Annotated in this window: 13 protein-coding genes; all 13 read left to right on the forward strand. The window is 34.8% G+C overall.

Annotated features, from left to right (window positions below; translation table 11 throughout):
• The first annotated feature begins 440 nt into the window (after positions 1 to 440).
• Positions 441 to 806, forward strand: a complete 366-nt coding sequence (locus CIL02_RS11660) for a hypothetical protein (RefSeq protein WP_094401893.1) — start codon at positions 441 to 443, stop codon at positions 804 to 806.
• A gap of 624 nt (positions 807 to 1,430) precedes the next feature.
• Entirely contained in the window at positions 1,431 to 1,625 is a 195-nt protein-coding gene (locus tag CIL02_RS11670; RefSeq protein WP_094382720.1) for a hypothetical protein, read from the forward strand.
• 61 nt (positions 1,626 to 1,686) lie between these two features.
• A complete protein-coding gene (locus tag CIL02_RS11675; protein ID WP_094382719.1) occupies positions 1,687 to 2,973 on the forward strand; it encodes a radical SAM/SPASM domain-containing protein in 1,287 nt (428 codons plus the stop codon).
• A 118-nt stretch (positions 2,974 to 3,091) separates the two neighbouring features.
• Positions 3,092 to 5,368 carry an outer membrane beta-barrel protein gene (locus CIL02_RS11680; RefSeq protein WP_240513671.1) on the forward strand — a complete coding sequence of 759 codons (2,277 nt, stop codon included), beginning with the start codon at positions 3,092 to 3,094 and terminating at the stop codon, positions 5,366 to 5,368.
• A 5-nt stretch (positions 5,369 to 5,373) separates the two neighbouring features.
• Entirely contained in the window at positions 5,374 to 7,563 is a 2,190-nt protein-coding gene (locus CIL02_RS11685) for a peptidase domain-containing ABC transporter (protein WP_094382718.1), read from the forward strand.
• A 235-nt stretch (positions 7,564 to 7,798) separates the two neighbouring features.
• Positions 7,799 to 9,193 (forward strand): hypothetical protein, encoded by a 1,395-nt coding sequence (locus CIL02_RS11690; protein ID WP_094382717.1) that lies wholly within the window; start codon positions 7,799 to 7,801, stop codon positions 9,191 to 9,193.
• Entirely contained in the window at positions 9,190 to 10,899 is a 1,710-nt protein-coding gene (locus CIL02_RS11695; protein WP_094401898.1) for an MAC/perforin domain-containing protein, read from the forward strand. Before CIL02_RS11690 ends, CIL02_RS11695 begins: the two co-directional genes overlap by 4 nt.
• A 53-nt stretch (positions 10,900 to 10,952) precedes the next feature.
• Positions 10,953 to 12,350, forward strand: coding sequence for a leucine-rich repeat protein (locus CIL02_RS11700; protein WP_094382715.1), 1,398 nt, complete (start codon positions 10,953 to 10,955; stop codon positions 12,348 to 12,350).
• 272 nt (positions 12,351 to 12,622) lie between these two features.
• The gene (locus CIL02_RS11710) at positions 12,623 to 13,603 is read left to right on the forward strand and encodes an IS982-like element IS1187 family transposase (RefSeq protein ID WP_094401902.1); all 981 of its coding nucleotides are present in this window, start codon (positions 12,623 to 12,625) and stop codon (positions 13,601 to 13,603) included.
• A gap of 23 nt (positions 13,604 to 13,626) precedes the next feature.
• On the forward strand, positions 13,627 to 15,915 hold the full coding sequence (locus CIL02_RS11715; RefSeq protein WP_240513672.1) for an outer membrane beta-barrel family protein: 2,289 nt from the start codon (positions 13,627 to 13,629) through the stop codon (positions 15,913 to 15,915).
• Between the two features lie 44 nt (positions 15,916 to 15,959).
• Entirely contained in the window at positions 15,960 to 16,142 is a 183-nt protein-coding gene (locus tag CIL02_RS11720) for a hypothetical protein (protein WP_094401904.1), read from the forward strand.
• Between the two features lie 74 nt (positions 16,143 to 16,216).
• Entirely contained in the window at positions 16,217 to 17,605 is a 1,389-nt protein-coding gene (locus CIL02_RS11725) for a radical SAM/SPASM domain-containing protein (RefSeq protein WP_094401906.1), read from the forward strand.
• Between the two features lie 3 nt (positions 17,606 to 17,608).
• A partial coding sequence (locus CIL02_RS11730) for a YcaO-like family protein (RefSeq protein WP_094401908.1) occupies positions 17,609 to 18,858 on the forward strand: 1,250 nt, incomplete at its 3' end.

Raw genomic sequence — 18,858 nt, forward strand, 5'->3', positions numbered from 1 at the left:
AGTATAAGTGATACGATATAGTTCTGTATTTGTTACGTACTATTTTCCTTTCCATGACGGGCATCCTGACCCTTTATCCGCTTAAACGGAATCTGAAAAATCATGAGATTTTTCGCTGTTCATGCTATTTTCGTTTAACGATAGAGTAAGTCTGATATTTTGTTCTCATGAGAAAAGTATAGTCCATAATTTTATTCTTTTAGCGGATTTGAGAACAATAATATATAATTCTTGGGCACTGTAATTAATTAGCATTTTTAGACCTATTGTATCCAACCGTCAAACTTTTGACTCCCCCGCGCAGAAATCAATCACCCCCCCCCATTTGCAATATATTGATTATCAGCGTAGTAAAAAGTTTGACTGTCAAACTTTTACCCTTGGTTGAAAACTTTTTCTACAGTAATTTTGCATCAGTTTAATCAATTAAAGTAATAACAATGAAAAAGTTACTCTCACTCCTCGGAGTTTTAATTATTATTGGATGTCTTCAAGCCAATGCCGCAAAATCTGGAGTCTATATGGACTTTTACAAGTATGGTCACGAAGGCAAAAACACAACAGTTCATCGTTCTCCTATGAGAATCCCTATTGATGTATATTATGACGACGAACTACGTCAAATAGAGATTTCCGGTTCAGTGGATATTGATGTACAAATATTCCTATGTGATGAAAATGGAAATATTATTGCCTATTCTTCAATTACTAATACCACATTGGATATTCCGGAAGATTATAATGGACGACTCTCCATCAGTATAGAATGTGATAATTGGGTTGCTACTGGTTGCATAACAATATAAAGCAAGAAATCATAATAATTGCATAAACAAATCTATCGTTTTAACAAATTGGCGTTCAAATAACATTAATAAAATTAATGGAACGAAATCAGCAAGTAGAAAGATACAAATTACCGATGAGATGATTTCAAATTCTAATGGCTATGTCAAAGTCGATTAACATGCGAATATTGAGCTTGGTTACTATTGCTGTAATTGGATTGGCATCATGTAGTGTATATAGAAATAGTGCATCTGCATCTATCTCTATTGGAGAACTGAATATTGGAATGGATAAAGAATCTATTCTAACCAAATACGGGCAACCGTTTTCGTTCGATGCTCAGATTTCAGGCAATGATACTATAGTGGTTTTGTCATATAAATCGCCCAAGCCGGTAGCTAATTGCGAATTTATAGTATCAACGAAACTACTATTCGTTAATAATAAGTTGAAATCCATCTCTCAAAGCGACTTCTTCGTGCCCGAGAGTGTGATATACTGCGATTCAACAAAAGTCCTTCTTAAAGATAAAAATTATAACACGAAAGATTAAAGTCGACAATAATCCCACAGACCGAACTGGATAAAAGGCGCGGAATCCGAAAAGCGAAAAGAGTAGGAATATATAAATCAGAAGAAACATGAAAGATCTGAAATTATTCTCAATTGAAGAGATGTCAGTGTTAGAAGCACTTAATGTCAAAGGTGGAATAGCAGAACTTGCTGTTACTCAGAATGGTTGTTCAAACAATGTAGCAGGATGCGCTTGTGATATTGTTATCGTGAGCCCTAAACCTACTGTTCCTACTGTTCCGACAATTCCAACCTTCAAATAACTGAGATTGCTTAACATTGGTCGGGCTATCATGTGATAGCCCGACTTTAAGAATAACAATTATGAAAGCGAGTAAATATAATTATATAATTGAGCGAACGAATATAGCCTATTGGTATAATGGAATAGAGCACAAATATTTTAGTTTGCCGATTGATTTAAGTCGTAAAATTGAGACAATAATCAATACTCCGAATAGAATAACATTGCTGCCGAATGTACTTGTAGATAAACTTACAACCGGCGGATTTCTCATTCCCGATGATACTGACGAATTGGATGTTATCAGAACAAGAAATGAAGAACGAATAAATCGGAAAGATTATTTGCTGATTATTCTTCCGACCTTAAATTGTAATTATAAATGCTGGTATTGCATACAAGATCATATCCCATCACGAATGTCGCTTGAGACTATTGAATCTGTCAAAGCACACATTAATTATATGGTCAATGTAGAACAAATAACGTCTTTACAAATAGAGTGGTTTGGTGGGGAACCATTTATGTACTTCAATCAAATTATTAATCCCGTATGCGAATATGCCAAGCATATTTGTAAAGAGCATAGTATTCCGTATATAGCAAGTGCTACTACTAATGGATATTTCCTTTTCCCAGAGAAAATTTGTGATATTAAAAGACTAGGATTCAAAAGATTTCAAATAACTCTGGATGGGCCGAAACAAGAGCATGACAAGGTGAAATTTCAGCATAATTGTGCATCGACATTTGTACATGTTTTAGAAAACATAGAGAATATTCTAAATAATTTAGATGACATACAGATTCTCTTAAGAATAAATTATACAGAATCAAATCTTAGCTATCAAATTGTAGATGATGTTAACGATTTAATTTCTCCTGCAAATCGTTGCCGAATTCAAATCAATCCAAAGAAAGTATGGCAAGAAACGGTCAGTAAAGACAGATATAATAATGTTAGTACATTATTGAATTTGTTCGAATCATCTGGCTATAAAGTAAATAGATTAGACTTTGTTTGGGATTTTGTTCCATGTTATGCCAACAGGAAATACTATAATGCCATTAACTATAATGGTGATGTGCTCAAATGTACAGCTTGTAATGATTTGTATGACAAACAATCTCATGGAATCATAAATGATGACGGTTCAATCAAGTGGAATAGTGATTTTATAGAAAAATACAAGGCCAAATCTTTTGAGAATACAGAATGCCTCTCTTGCAAATATTTACCAATATGTATGGGTATATGTCCACGCGATTATGGAAGCGCATCATATTGTAAATTCAATGGAATGGACATGAAGATAGAAGATGCTTTAGTAAATTACATTAATTCAATGTGCAATGAAAGCAAGTAATCTTTAATCAGTAATGAACTAATTATAAAATATAATATCAAAATTGGACAACCAAATGAAGAATATTGATTGGCTCAGAATCTTGATTTGTTCGATTTTGATTCAAAAATAATCATATATGAGACAGCTTGGATATATTTTTTTGTTTTCGATTATGTTGCTTGGTTGTGCCCAAATTGCAAATGCACAAGCCATTATCAGTGGTAGGATTTTGGATGTTGAACAGAATCCTATTGCTGGAGTTAACTGTTTGCTTTTGAATTTGCCCGATTCGACACAAATTGCAGGAACGACAAGTGATATGGAGGGACGGTTTGAATTGACAGTAAAAGAGGCAAAAGAATACATTCTCCAATTGTCTTGTATGGGTTATGAAAAGAAGCACCAAGTTTGTAAGCCTGGTAATTTGGGAGATATTATTCTGAACGATGATGCTATGCTTCTTGACGAAGTCGTCGTTACTCCGCAAATCCTGAATACTTTCGGCAATAAAAATCAATTGACACTGAGTGAATCATCAAAAAAGGTAGGCAACAACGCCTTGGATGCAATCGGCAGCCTGCCACAATTCAAGACAGATATCAGCAATGATGCTTTAGTTACGGTGGACAATAAAAGTATTCTTGTACTGATAGACGGAATGAGGCGTTCCTCACGGGAACTGAAAATGCTGCAAGCTGATGAAATCAAAAACATACAGTTTTATAGCGAACCTCCGGCACGATATGCTCATGAGAATATAGGTGCAGTGATTGATGTGAAAACAAAGAGAAAGACAGATAAATTATATAGTCTTTATCTTGACACAAAGAACGGTGTTACGACTGGATATGGTACAGATATGCTCTCTATGGCATATATGGACTCATTGAATATGGTTACAGCCGCATATTTCGTAGATTATCGTGTGTTGAACGACAACCGGATGAATAACACGTATTCCTATGCTGATAAAACAAATGAATACAGAGGACTGCCCGGCAGATATAACGGACAATATCATATCGGACAAATTGCCTATCAGCGTTATCAAGGCAAGAATCTTTTCAATGCCAAAGTCGAATACCGTAAATCTCCCGGCAAACAAGAATACGAACAAGAACTGATGTGGCAAAACGACAATCCGCCAATCAACAGTAGAAGTCTCAAAAGTGATTATTCTTCCGTTGCTGCTGACTTGTACTATATGTATATGTTCAATCAGAACAGGAATTTATCCATAAACATATTGAACACCTACCATCATTCAAACTCGGATAACACCCTCGCAAACAACGCAGGTGGATATACGTTTGAGAACCATATCGACAACAAATCATATTCCTTGATTGCAGAAGCTCTGTATAGCGATAAACTATGGAACGGAGATTTCAATCTGGGAACTTATTATCAATATAAGAATCTGGACCAAAAATATAACTTCACAGACTACTCAACAATCGACACACATAAAGAATATGTATATGCCGATTATAGTAATGCGATAGGCAAATTTTCATATAACATAGGTCTTGGGTTGGAAAACAATCATTATAAGACTGCGACAAACGAAAGATTCAATTATCTGGTATTCCGTCCGTCAGTGGTCTTGAATGTTCAATATAACAAACATTCAGCAATGAAATTTACCGCCGCCATAAACTCATCAGTTCCAAATGTCGGAGATCTGACCAATAGTATTGTGACAATTGACGAACATTTCTACTCACAAGGGAATACGGCACTGAAGCCGTATTATTACTATTACGCCAACCTTAACTACCAATATGCTTCTGACAACGGGAAATTTTACATTGCCCCGTCTGTGACCTATTCGTATTATCCGAATAAGAATATGCCTGTATTGTTTACCGAAGGTGACGATATTATCCTCCGGATGGCGAAAATTGATAATGTTCATTCATTAGGAGCTTCTTTGTCGTTGAACTATAAGCCTGTCAACTGGTTTGTCATTCAACCATTCTACAACTATGAATACTCAACATACAGAACACCTAATCAGGTTGTGAAGCATAATCTCCATAATGCCGGCATCGGTGTTCAGTTCCTGCCAAAGAACTGGCAGCTTATGTGGAACGGCAACATGCCGATGACATTGGTCGATGGTGACATACACACTCGTATGGGATTCAATATGAGTGCTTCGATACTTTACAAATTCAAATCAATGTCAGTAGGCTTGGAGTATATTTACAATCCGAATCCATCAAAAATCTATGCTGACATCAACGGCTTCAGCTATTCGGAAGAAACTAAGTGGAACAACTTCAAGAATCTCGTATCCTTGAAATTCACCTACTATTTCTACAAAGGCAAATCTCGTGGTCACGTAGGAAAGCGTATCAGTAACTCTGATAAAGATTCAGGTTTGATTAATATTAATACTGCTAAATAATAAAAATGAGATTTCATTTTGTTAAACAATTGGATGCAATGCAATGCGGAGTTGCCTGTTTGGCAATGATTTGCAAATATTATAAAAACGCATATAGTATTGAAGCACTTTCTAAGCTATGTAGTGTTTCAACTGAAGGTGTGTCGCTATTCGCAATAAAAAACGCTGCAGAAAAAATAGGATTCAATTCAGTATACGGCAAGGCTTCTATTGAGCAATTAGTCACCATTTCTCTGCCAAGCATATTGCATTGGAATCAAAACCATTTCGTTGTTTTATACAAAGTAAAGAGCAAAAAGAAATTCTATATAGCAGACCCTGGTAAAGGATTAATGTGCTATTCATTGGAGGAGTTTAAGAAGCACTGGATTAGTTCAACTTTGAATGGAGAAGAAAAAGGCATTATTATGATTCTTGAACCCACAGAAAAATTTGGAGAAAGAAATGTTGCGGGAGTGCAAGAAGAGAGACGTTCTTTCAAATTTTTATTTGGTTACTTACTGCAATATAGAACAAATCTTATTCAAATTATCTTAGGTCTCTTATTGGGGTGTTTACTTCAACTGATCATGCCATTTCTGACCCAATCAATCGTTGATATAGGCATAAAATACGATGACATTGGATTTATTTGGCTTGTATTGTTAGGAGAACTTATGATTGTTATTGGACGTACAGCCACGGACTTTATACGACGCTGGTTGTTGCTTCATATTTCCATGCGGATAAATATTTCATTAGTAAGTGATTTCTTTGTCAAGTTGTTGAAATTACCTATGGCTTTTTTTGACACAAAACTGATGGGAGATTTATTGCAACGTATTGAAGACCACTCGCGTGTTCAGAATTTCCTCACAGGGCAAGTTCTGAATGTTATCTTCACATTTTTGAGTTTCATTATATTTGGTATTGTTCTGTTGATATATAACAAAGTAATTTTTGGCGTTTTTATTATGGGAAGCATTATTTACGGATTATGGATATTCTCATTTCTGCGGCGTCGCAAAGTAATTGATTATGAGATATTTGAGCAGCAAGCGATTAATCAAAATAAGACATACCAATTCATTACATCAATGCAGGAAATAAAGTTGCAGGATTGTGAGCAGCGCAGACGGTGGGAATGGGAAGATACACAAGCAGACTTGTTTAATGTCCAAATGAAGTCGTTGAAACTGCAACAGACACAGGAGGCAGGTTCTGTATTCATTAACGAGATCAAGAACATACTGATAACCGTTTTTGCGGCAACTGCTGTAATAAACGGCCAGATTACTTTGGGCGCAATGCTTGCTATCCAATATATCGTTGGGCAGCTTAACTCTCCGGTCGAGCAGTTTATGTCATTTATATACTCTTTGCAGGATGTAAAAATTTCTCTTGAAAGAATTAACGAGATTCACGAAGGTAAGAATGAAGAATCAAAAGAAAATCAGGCAAAATCATTTGATAAAGAAAAGTCAATCAAAATTGAGAACATAGATTTCAAATACGACCCTCATGCTTTGAAGAAAACACTTGAGGGCGTATCTTTTGACATTCCAGAAGGGAAAGTGACTGCCATAGTAGGAGCATCAGGAAGTGGAAAGACCACACTAATTAAACTCATGCTCGGTTATTATCGAGTTATGAACGGTTCAATTTTTATTGCCGGACGTAATATCAACGAATATAACCTCAAATGGTGGCGTCGCCATTGTGGAGTAGTAATGCAGGATGGAGTGATATTCTCTGAATCCATAGCCCGGAATATTGCTGTCGATGATGGTGAGATAGATGTGGAACAGCTTGAACAAGCTGCGAAAATTGCAAATATCCATGACTATGTCATGGGGCTTCCGCTGAAGTATAACACTATTATCGGACGTGACGGAGTTGGACTGAGCCAAGGTCAGAAACAACGTGTACTCATAGCCCGCGCAGTTTATAAGAATCCGGATTTCATATTTTTAGACGAAGCCACCAATGCCCTTGATGCAAAAAATGAGAGAGCAATAGTCGAGAACCTCGATGAATTTTACAAAGGTCGTACAGTTGTAGTGGTTGCACATCGACTATCCACGGTTAAAAACGCAGACCAAATCGTAGTGGTAGATGGTGGAAAGATTGTCGAAGCCGGCAATCATTCTTCTCTCATTGAAAAGAGAGGAAGATACTATAATCTTGTTAAGAATCAACTTGAATTAGGTAATTAATTGTTAAAATATGGAACTGAATCTTTTAATTTCTGTCATGTGTAAAATTATGCGACTAAGCTTTGACATTAATGATTCTTGTATAGCAATGTCGTTGCACACTGGCAATCATAAGTCAAGGTCACCAACAACTTGGCAGTAAAGTCATTGAGATTATTTATAGCTTTATTCTTTGAAATGAGGCTTATAACTTAAAAAAAATAATTAGATATTAATTCATTTTAAATAACATGATATGAAACCAAAATTTTTAATTTTAGCTATGTGTGCAATCACGCTCTTTAGCGGATGTACTGACACCATGGAGGATGTTGTATCCTCTCTTGAAAAATCTGAGGTACAAATGCCTCAAACTCGTGCGATCTTAGAAGATTCTGTCTCTTTGGAAAATCCAAAAGAACTCGTTATGTCTGATGATATGATGAGAATGAAAGAATTATATGAACAGCTTCATTCACAGCGTAAAAATCTTCCAATCTCTAACCAAGATTTATACGATGATACATTCTGGGACAATATGTACGCCATCCGCGAATTACCTGCTACGATAAAAGTTCGTGCTAAGGCTACAAGTGGTTCAACTAACGAATATGTCAATCTTTATTGTGATGGAAAGGGAAAAGAGGTTATATTGAACAATTCTAATGATGCAACTAAAAATCGTTTCTACATAAAGGTTCTACCTCCTTCAGCAGGAGTTCCATATTTAATCTATTCTGAAGCATCCGGGACACCTCTGACTGTTGGGTACTATACCAACAAACCTGATGATAAGATTTTAATGGCATCGAAAGACAATAGTGGTTCTTTGATGGGTTGTGGTTGGGACCTTTTGAAATCCGATTCATACAAAAACTATTATGCAATTCAAAGCGAGAGTTATCTTGGACAATCAGACCCAAACAATTCATGGTCAATCTTCTATTATGTTTTAGAGGCTGTAAGCGGCAATAAAATTCGCTACGCAAAAAGAGTTTCTAACAAAGCGCAACAAGAGTTTATAATCACTCCTGACAAGAAATTTGAAATTTATTCTTTGGAATATGATGTGAATTCAACTACAGTTTCCCAATCCTCATTCACAAAAACGGTTACTGTAAAAAATACATCGTCTCAACAAAAAGAAATAAATGTTCCTTTTGATTTTCATGAGACTGAAAATTCTTATTTTAATCGTAACACGTGGAATGTGAATCTTAACTTCAGTAATCAAGACATAAAATTTCAACGTCCCTCTGTTGTTGCTGGTATCGTAATTTCACCAGAACCAGACAGTCCTGTTGATGCTAATTTCATCAACACTAATACCCAATATATAGATAGGCCTATTAAATATAGTCATCCTATTCGCTGTAATCCATCTTCAATAGCTAAAGTCACTCTGAAATTTGTAAAATACAACGTAACTGTAAAATATACTGCTAAAGCGGTATATGAAGAAGGAGGAAACCGAAGAGAATGTATTTTAAAAGGTACTTGGTCTGGTAGTATTGTAGAGAATCCGGAAGAAATAGCCCCCGAGGAGACAATTACCTATACACCTATTGGTTCAGACGGAGATATCATCCTTAAAGAGCCTATGTTTGTTATAAAGAAAGATTCATTAATACTTATAAATCCACAATTATGAATAGACTTAAAAGCATATTAACGGTAGTTATATCCATTTTTTTAATGGTAAGCTGCACCAATGATGACAATTATATGTCTTCATTGGATTGCAATGATAATACTGAGAATATTATTCTTCAGGACAGGCAAGTTTCGGTACCGCATGTCAAAAAACTTCCACTCAAAGCATTAGACAATAACGCTACAAGAAGTGGTTCTAATAATGGAGGTTTGATAGGAGACTCTGAATTGATGCTTGGATATTCATACACAATTGGGAACTCCATACTTGGTGATATAGAAAATGTAAAGTTTCCTGTTCTTGATCTTGGAAGAATTAAAGCTAAATATTCTTCATTGATTACAGCGAAACCTTTGAGGTCTTCTTCGGCTTATTCATTTACTTATAATGGAATGTCGAGATATGAAACGAACAGCCAAATATCAAAAACAGTAAAGAGTGGTTTTAGTCTGAATGTAGGACTTTTCAAAATTGGAAGAGAAAAGAAGATGACTGAACTTTTTAAATCAGCCTCTTCCTTTGGTTTAAAATGTGTTTATGGCGAATTAAATATAGAAGTTAAAGGAAGTCAATATGAATTATTATCAACGATAGATAAAAGGAAAATTTATGCCCGTGAATGCTTGAGCCAAACATTCCTTACTGATTTATATCGTGGGACAATAGGAAACCTGATAGACTCTTATGGGCCATTCGTACTCCGTAGTTATATTACTGGAGGTAAGGCTACAGCTTTTTATGCAGGAAAGTCTGAGACCGGATCTGATTCCGAGTCAAGAGAGAAGGGGTTGACAAAAGATATTAATGCCTCTTTCTCATGGAAATCCGGATCTGATTCCAATTCTGCATCAGGAACTCTTTCTTTTGGGAAAAATACAGGATCCGGTAGCTCTTCTCAGTATGAAACAGAAAATACAGAAATCTACATTCAAACATTTGGAGGAACACCTACTTTGCAGACCATAGTTTCACCTACGAAGTTAGATAACCTGTCGATAGATTTAACTCCATGGTTAAATTCACTGAATAATAGTAATACTTATACTATGATAGATATAACATCAGGTTATAATGAAGAGGAATGTGGATTATATCCAATGTCAGATTTTGTATTGGAGAAAAATTTCAAATTCCGAATGGATGACACGACAAACGGCTTTCTTGAATCTTTAGATGAAGTTCAAGATCCAAAATTCGAGATAGTAAAGGTGCTAGCAAGAACAACATCATCTGGTGAAAAATTATATGAGGTGGCAGCTGTGATGACCACACGCCAAGGAGACAAAATTGTTCTAAGTGATGGAGCATATAACAGCTCAACAGACAACGAACTTCGTGCTAATAACAATAACCAAACGATGATGAACAAAGTTCAGGAAATATATGCCAAGAAAAAAACGATATTTCAGGGACTGCAATTTTCAACAAATTACAATACCACTTATAATCCGAATGTACGTAAACCTCTTTGTGTTCGCATGAATGGTTTTAATGAGGATAATATGTACCTGTATGAAGATACAAATTCTAATATGCGGTATATTTATGATCCTACCAACAAAATAGCGTTGTCATATCTTTATGATGAAGATTACGAAGATTATGTTTTGGATTATTATGGAATACGTGAGTGGGTGGAGTCATTACCAAAGCGTAAGATTTCCATGATGATACTTCAGAATTATACGATAATCGGTCTTTAAATAATAACTTGGGAGGGACAAATACTTGTCTCTCCTCTTAAACGCACTATACAATGAGATTGATCAAATATTTATTAGGCGTCATAGTAACATTGTTTATGTCTGGATGCCATGACAATGAAATTGAAAATATATCATGGTCTGAGGACGCATTGGTTATTGTAAGGGAAGGAATTAATCTTAATCACAATCAGGCGGAAGTAATTTTGAGTTTTACCTCTATATACTCAGATGTTTCTGTGTCCTCGGACGAATCATGGATTGACGTTTCACTATCTTTGACAGATGGTGTTGGAGAACTATGTGTCAGTGTTTTGGAGAATTCCGAAATTTTTTCAAGACAAGGAAATGTGGTTGTGTATTCCCAAGGAGAAAGAATCATTATTCCCATAACCCAAGAAGGAGTTCCAAATGTTATACCGGAAAAAGATTGTTATAGCCATAATTATGAGAGTGGAGAAATTAGAGTAAGGGTACAGTCTGGTTCTATTCCGGCTGCCGAAATCTATCCACAAAATGCGGACTGGATAAAAATCAAAGAAATTAAAGCGGTCAATGAGAATGAATACGATGTATTCTTGATTCTTGAAAAGAACGAAGGATTGGGGCGTATTGCATCTCTGGATTTTAAAATCAATGGTCGTCCTGTGATAAAAGGTTGTGGTCCTTGTCTTATTCAAGAGCCTGCACCATTTGAAAACAAGGTTGAAATATCTGTCGATAAGCCAGGTAGTCTTCAGATTCTTTTGGGAAATAATGTCGGCAATCTTGAATGCATACGTTCTTTTAAAGTTGTTGGTCCGATTAATGGCCTTGATTTCCCGGTAATAAGAAGTTTGTTCTCAGAACAAGAAAACAACAATTTACAAAATCCTGTAAGTATTGACCTCTCTGAATGTTCTATAGTTGCCGGTTTAGGAAATCCATTTGAATACTACGGATGGAAACCTGAGAAAAAATACGAAGAAATCTTTCTATATGCAGAAATTCCCTCTGGCGTGTTCACAAATGCCGTTAATGTCAAGGAAGTAGTTCTTCCCAAAAGTTTGAAAATCGTAGGTGCTTCAGCCTTTAAGGGATGTAAAAATTTGAAACAAATTAAAATTCCCAATTCTGTAGAGGAAATTAATAGCATGGCATTCTATGGCTGCGTTGGGATGGAAGAAATACAAATTAATGCTGATTCGAATCTTTCATCAATAGGAAACCAAGCCTTTACGACTGGATCTTTATTGAAGGACTTGAATATTCCAATAACTGTAATGAATGTATCAAGTGAGGCTTTTTTAGGTTGTTCTGTTTCACGTCTCCATCTTAAATGGTTGGATCCTCTTGAAATAAAAATAGTACCTAAAACTGAAGGATGTTCACTTTTTGTGCCCCAAGGTACTGCTGAGTTGTACAGAAACACCCGAAATTGGTGTAATTTTAAAGAAATAATTGAAGAATAGATATGATGGACACTAAAAAAAACACTTCGTCTGATATAGAGTTGCGTTCAGAGAAGTTTCGCAACCTTTTAGGCGAAATTCCTCCATCGCTTGTAAGATGGGGAACGGTGATAATCGTTGCTATATTCCTTATATTGTTATTAGTTGTCTGTTTTATGCCTTACCCTCATTCGCAAGGAGAAAGCATTTTTCAGCATATATTAATGTAATCGAAACGATGAAAAATATATAGAAACCATACCCGTTGGCGGAATTAATTTAAGTTGATAAATATGAGTAAAAAGTTGTACATATCGCTGATTTTTAGTAACTTAGTGGTGATCAAAACATTAAGTTCAAACCATCGTATGTACAACCTTTATACAAAATTCGTCAAAATACTTGAGATATGCAAGCAATTCTCTGAAAATCTCATCAACGAATCTGGTAATGTTCCACGTCGTGGTCCTGTTCCCAAGTTTTCGGATTTGGAAGTGGTGGCGCTATCCCTGACGGCAGAGACCGAGAGCATTGATAGTGAGAAGTGGTTGTTCGACTATAAATTGCAAGAATACAAGGACAGCATTCCCAATCTCATATCAAGGAGACAGTTCAATGACCGCAGGAAGAAAACGGCAGGCCTGTGTGAGGAACTGCGCAAGAGGATTGCCATGGAAATGGATGGCGGAGAGGAACAATTCTTTGTTGACTCCAAGCCGATAGAGGTTTGTAGGGTTGCAAGAGGAAAACGTTGCAAGATGGGGCGTACCGGAAATTTCTCTCAAGCTCCCGACTTCGGATTCTGTGCTTCGCAGAACACGTATTATTTTGGTTACAAGTTACACGCTCTCTGTGGGTTAAGTGGAGTTATCCATTCCTATGATCTGTCAAAGGCAAGTGTAGCTGACCTCCATTATATGAAGGATGTAAAACATACTTATCACGACTGTAGCATCTATGGTGACAAAGGGTATATTGGAGCTGACGTACAGCTTGACTTGTTCGAAACCGCACACATAAGACTGGAGTGTCCGTATCGGCTCAACCAAAAGGATTGGAAACCAACATTCATTCCGTTTGCAAAGGCAAGAAAGAGGATTGAGACAATATTCTCTCAACTTACAGACCAGTTCCTGGTCATCAGGAACTACGCGAAAATAACGAATGGTTTGTTTGCCAGAATCATTGGCAAAATTAGTGCACTTACCATTCTGCAATACGTAAACTTCATTAACGACAAGCCCATTGGCAGAATTAAGTATGCACTAAATTAATTCCGCCAACAGGTAGAAACCATATGAAAAATCAAACAAATTTAAAATTAGTAATCTTTATTATTTTGGCCTTTATTGGAACATTGAATACAATGGCACAAAAGATTGCCGGTAAGATTGTTGACACGACTCTTACTCCTATAGCCAGTGCAACTATTGTTTTGCAAACGGTAGATTCTACTTTTGTTGAGGCAGTGGTTTCAAAAGAAGATGGGACATTCTCATTTTCTAAAAATACTATTCCATTTATTTTGACAATACAACATATCAATTACAAAACCTTTCAACAAACATTTCATAATGGTAATGTAGGAATGATAAAAATGACCTCAGCGGAACAATTTCTTAACGAAGTAGTTGTTTCCGCTAAAAAAACTTATGCAAAAGTGGAGGATGGTAAATTTATCTATGATGTGAAAAAATTAATCCAAAATAAAATTGCAGATAATGTTTGGGATTTATTGAATAAACTACCTGGTATATCTTCAACAAGCTCATCTATATCACTCATTGGAGCCAATAAGGTTTCAGTCATGATAGATGGAAAACTTTCCACTCTAACAATGGATCAACTATATACTATGCTTAACAACATGCCTGCGAATCGAGTTGAAAAGGCTGAAATTATTTATAATGCCCCACCCCAATATCACGTCAATGGTGCTGTCGTCAATCTTGTTATGCAACGTCCTAAAAATAGTAGCGTTGAAGGTGAAATTGCGGCAAATTATGCAAATCAATATTTTAGTGATGGCGGAGTAAACGCAAACCTAAGAGTGGCCACACCTAAAACGACATTAGATGTTATGTATGGAATCAATAGAAAGAAAAATATGCAATACTCGGAAATAGAATCTCACCATACATTACATGACGTGTTATACGATATAAATCAAACGGAAAGAATAAGCAGTAAATATTGGGAACACGATATAAGAACATCATTTGATTATAAATTCAATGATAAGAATGATATAAATGTTGCTTATACGGCGATGTTTTCACCCGATAAAAAAAATCAGAGCCATACTGTTGGTGATTTCCAGAACAGCTTTAGTAATAAGGACGCAAACACCAATATGCATAATATTGCGTTAAACTCAAAATTGGGAATAGGGTTGTCTGTAGGTATTGATTATACGCATTATAATTCGGATGACCGACAAAATCTTAATATTGATTATAATAATGGAGCTATAGGTAAGATTGCTTCCAAAAGTGCGCAAACAATTGACAGATATGCAATATATGCAGACCAAAGTCATTCCATTAAAAATGGATGGACTATCGGGTATGGGGTATCTTACACCTATTCATACGATAGGGATTATCAATTTTATCATGTAGCGGAAACCGCAAATCAAGTACAGAACACAGACTCCAAACTAAAAGAATACAAAACAGATTTTTACTTTTCTACTTCTAAACAATTTAAAAAAGGGCTTTCTTTTAGTATTTCGGTAAAGGGTGAGTATTATAAAATAGGAGACTACCAAAAATGGGCTTTATACCCACAATGTTCTATCAATTATGCCAAAGACTCAAAACACATTTATCAATTGGGATTATCAACAGATAAAACATATCCAAAGTTTTGGTCGATGTTATCTTCGGTAAGTTATATTGACGGTTATTCTGAAATTCAAGGTTCCCCCGGAATACGACCTTCTACGAATTATAATTTGAATGCAACATACATTTATAACAAAAAATATATAGTAGGAGCCTTTTATTCATATACAAATGATTTCTTTGCTCAAGTTCCTTATCAATCTACAGAAAGGCTTGCTTTGATATATAAAAGCATGAATTGGAATTATATGCAAAATGCGGGTATTAACATAATAGTGCCTATAAGCATCAGTAAATGGCTGGAAACAAGATTAACAGGAGTTGGAATGTATCTACATCAACGATGTGATAATTTTTTTAACATACCCTTTAATCGAGAAAAGCTCGCTTTTATGGGGCGCATAGACAATACGTTTATAGTAAATAAAAATTTATTGTTCGAGTTGAATGCTAATGTTCAATCCCCTGTTATACAAGGAACTTTTGATGTTGGCATAATATCTTCTGTAAACGCTGGGATAAAGTGGAATTTTGCGAAAGAGAAAATGTCTTTAAGTGTATATTGTAACGACATTTTCAACACTTCATCACCAAAACTAACAGTTGACTACAAAGGCCAAAATCTTATTTCGGATAATTGTTTTTATTCCCGAACTGTATATGCTAAATTAGTTTACAAGTTTGGTGGGTTTAAAAATACAAAAGGAAAAAATATAGACACATCTCGCTTTGGACATTAGTCCTAGTGAGTAATAATCAATGTTTAATTTAAAAATTTTCAATTATGAAGAAAAGATTTTTAGTAAATGACGATGCTGCATCGTTATGGAATGAGTTCGAAGACAGTGAATCTATTAAGGTCGTAGGTGGTGTTTCTCCTGTTGTAGCGAATGAAGACAACAATTTGTCAAGTGCTACAAATATAGACAAAGATCATACTGTTACTATTTGGAGTAAATCGTTTTAATGAGTAAAATGTGATAGCAAATTCTGTCTGAGCAGAAATGCTTTAGGAATTTGCTATCATTTTAAATCTTTTTTATGGAGTATTTTTTCAAAATAGCTAAAACATGTTCTATTCGCGAAATAGTTGATTATAATCTGTTTTATATAGTGAATCCTGTTAATGGATGTTGGAGTGTAATAAGTGCTGAAGATATAGATTTTGTTTCAATGTTTGTTGGTAAAACGATTCACTTTCGAGATTTACATTTGAGCAAGTCTCATTTATCATTATTGAAAACGCTTTTTCATCAAGGGATTCTTGAAATTAACAATAAATCATATTATACAGAGCAAGTAATTAGGGAAGCAGAAAGAGTCATAACAATAATTATAAATACAACGAATGGATGCAATATACATTGTAAATATTGTTATGCATACTCTAATGAAAAAACATATGTAAAGTTCTCTCCCGCTTCTATAATAGCAGATATTACGAAGTTGGTTGGAAATAATGAAAACCAAAAAATATCCATTGTGTTTCATGGTGGAGAACCTTTATTGTGTTGGGATAATATTGTTGAAATGATAATAAAACTAAATAGTAGATTTAAGAACATTTCTTATTCAATACAGACAAACGGAATTTTAATCACCAAGCAAATAGTTAATTTCGTTAAATCCAATAAAATTAAAATAGGAATAAGTCTTGATGGCTTTAATAAACAAGCGAACATAAATAGATTTGGCAAAGACAATAATAATTTTTTAAAAAGGGTTCTTGATAATATTGATGTATTGATGCATAACAATATATTAATTGGCCTTTTATCAGTTATAACAAAAGAAAATTATAGAGATTTGTTTGATAGTGTAATTTTTTTTGTTGACAAAGGAGTAAAACACTTTGGGTTCAATTTCTTTTTATCTAAGGGGCGGGGTGCTGATAAGAATACCGAGGTATTAGTAAATGAGCTTGTTGATATTTATATAAAACTTGCTTGTTATATAAATGATTATAATGCACATCATGTTTTGGAGGATTATATATCAGAAAGAACAATTAGTGTTTTAATATATAGTTTATCTCATAAGCCACTGGGAGCATGTTTCTCAACACCATGTAGTGCTGGAAAAAACTTGTTTGCCATTGATGTTAATGGTGACATATATCCATGTGATGAGTTTGTAGGAGATGTTAGTTTTCGTTTCGGTAATATTCGAATTGGAGATTTTTCAACTGAAAATATAAAGAATGACAATTTTACCAAACTATCTCATAGGAATAACAACTCAATAGAGAAATGTAAACTATGCCAAATAAACAGACTATGTCCATTCAAATGTCCATCTGACTCATATTATAGGACTGGAGATCTATTTCAGCCTCATAGCATGTGTGAGTTTACTAAGTTGATACTGCCAAAGTATATGTATTTATTACAACAAAATATAATAAGTTCAAGATATTTTATATTCAATTAAATTATGATGAAGTTTAAACAATACAAAGCTGTTTCTCCAGAAGAAACTATTTACAGAATCAGAGTTATCTTAAATAAAACAGGCATTCTTTTAAAAGAAAGTTCATGCGTCAAAGATGGTCTTTATGCCTGTCGATTAACTGTTAATAATGATTCTCTATCCGTATTGGATATTGGAACAAATGGTAAAGGACGTTCTTATGAATATGCTCTTGCCAGTGGATATGCTGAATTTATGGAAAGACTACAGAATGGAATTGTTTATAATCAAACACTTCTGAATTTTGTGGTGAAAAACATTTTAGAAACTCATGATGAAACATCTCCTATTAAGCGAGCAATTTTTGATCAAAAGTTACAGAGCGATTTTATTTTTGATGCAAATGAAACATTCTGGAATGCTGATACTGTAATTGCAGCTTTTCGAAATGATTTGAAAAAGTTTTACCATATCGAGGAAGACAAAGACATTTATAGCGAAATAAAGAGAATTGTGAAAGATGAGCAAGCTCTAATGATTCCAGTATATTCTGTATTTGAAAGAAAAGAAATCTTATATCCTATAAATTGGGCATTAATGACAACTGGCTCAAATGGAATGTGTGCAGGCAATACTCCATCAGAAGCAATCCTCCAAGGTATGTGTGAGATCTTTGAAAGATATTCAGCATCACAAATATTTTTTAATCACTTAACGCCACCCACATTAGACATTGAACTTTTCAAAGATACAGTAGTATATGAAAAAATGGAACTATTAAGAAAACGCTATGGCTATGAATTTATAATTAAAGATTGTTCTTTGGGGAAAGGATTACCTGTAATAGGATTGTTAATCATTAATCACAAAAATAATACATATAATTTTAAATTAGGAGCAGATTTTGTTCCGGCTATAGCACTTGAGAGGTGTTTAACGGAGGTATATCAATCAAAGCACGGTTTTATTGGACTTCCTTTGTTGAAACAAGAGACGAGTAATGATTATGAATGTTATTCAAAAATGCTCCAAAATGGAACGGGGAATTGGCCAGAATCTATTTTTTTTGCACGTCCATCGTATCATTTCTCTGGATTTAATGAATCATTAGGGATAGATAATTTAGTTGATTTAAAGTATGGTTGTAAGCTAATTGAACATTTAGGTAGTAATTTGTATATAAGGGATAATTCGTATTTGGGCTTTCCTACTTATTATGTAATTGCCCCTGGTCTTAGCAGTATTTGTACGGACATTACAGAGCTATATAATAA

Origin of the sequence: Prevotella sp. P3-122 (assembly GCF_002251365.1) — a bacterium.
Taxonomy (GTDB): domain Bacteria; phylum Bacteroidota; class Bacteroidia; order Bacteroidales; family Bacteroidaceae; genus Prevotella.

What these genes read in the sequence shown, in the direction of transcription:
- CIL02_RS11660 (WP_094401893.1), top strand. Translation starts at nt 441, where the DNA reads ATGAAAAAGTTACTCTCACTCCTCGGAGTTTTAATTATTATTGGATGT.
- CIL02_RS11670 (WP_094382720.1), top strand. Translation starts at nt 1,431, where the DNA reads ATGAAAGATCTGAAATTATTCTCAATTGAAGAGATGTCAGTGTTAGAA.
- CIL02_RS11675 (WP_094382719.1), top strand. Translation starts at nt 1,687, where the DNA reads ATGAAAGCGAGTAAATATAATTATATAATTGAGCGAACGAATATAGCC.
- CIL02_RS11680 (WP_240513671.1), top strand. Translation starts at nt 3,092, where the DNA reads ATGAGACAGCTTGGATATATTTTTTTGTTTTCGATTATGTTGCTTGGT.
- CIL02_RS11685 (WP_094382718.1), top strand. Translation starts at nt 5,374, where the DNA reads ATGAGATTTCATTTTGTTAAACAATTGGATGCAATGCAATGCGGAGTT.
- CIL02_RS11690 (WP_094382717.1), top strand. Translation starts at nt 7,799, where the DNA reads ATGAAACCAAAATTTTTAATTTTAGCTATGTGTGCAATCACGCTCTTT.
- CIL02_RS11695 (WP_094401898.1), top strand. Translation starts at nt 9,190, where the DNA reads ATGAATAGACTTAAAAGCATATTAACGGTAGTTATATCCATTTTTTTA.
- CIL02_RS11700 (WP_094382715.1), top strand. Translation starts at nt 10,953, where the DNA reads ATGAGATTGATCAAATATTTATTAGGCGTCATAGTAACATTGTTTATG.
- CIL02_RS11710 (WP_094401902.1), top strand. Translation starts at nt 12,623, where the DNA reads ATGAGTAAAAAGTTGTACATATCGCTGATTTTTAGTAACTTAGTGGTG.
- CIL02_RS11715 (WP_240513672.1), top strand. Translation starts at nt 13,627, where the DNA reads ATGAAAAATCAAACAAATTTAAAATTAGTAATCTTTATTATTTTGGCC.
- CIL02_RS11720 (WP_094401904.1), top strand. Translation starts at nt 15,960, where the DNA reads ATGAAGAAAAGATTTTTAGTAAATGACGATGCTGCATCGTTATGGAAT.
- CIL02_RS11725 (WP_094401906.1), top strand. Translation starts at nt 16,217, where the DNA reads ATGGAGTATTTTTTCAAAATAGCTAAAACATGTTCTATTCGCGAAATA.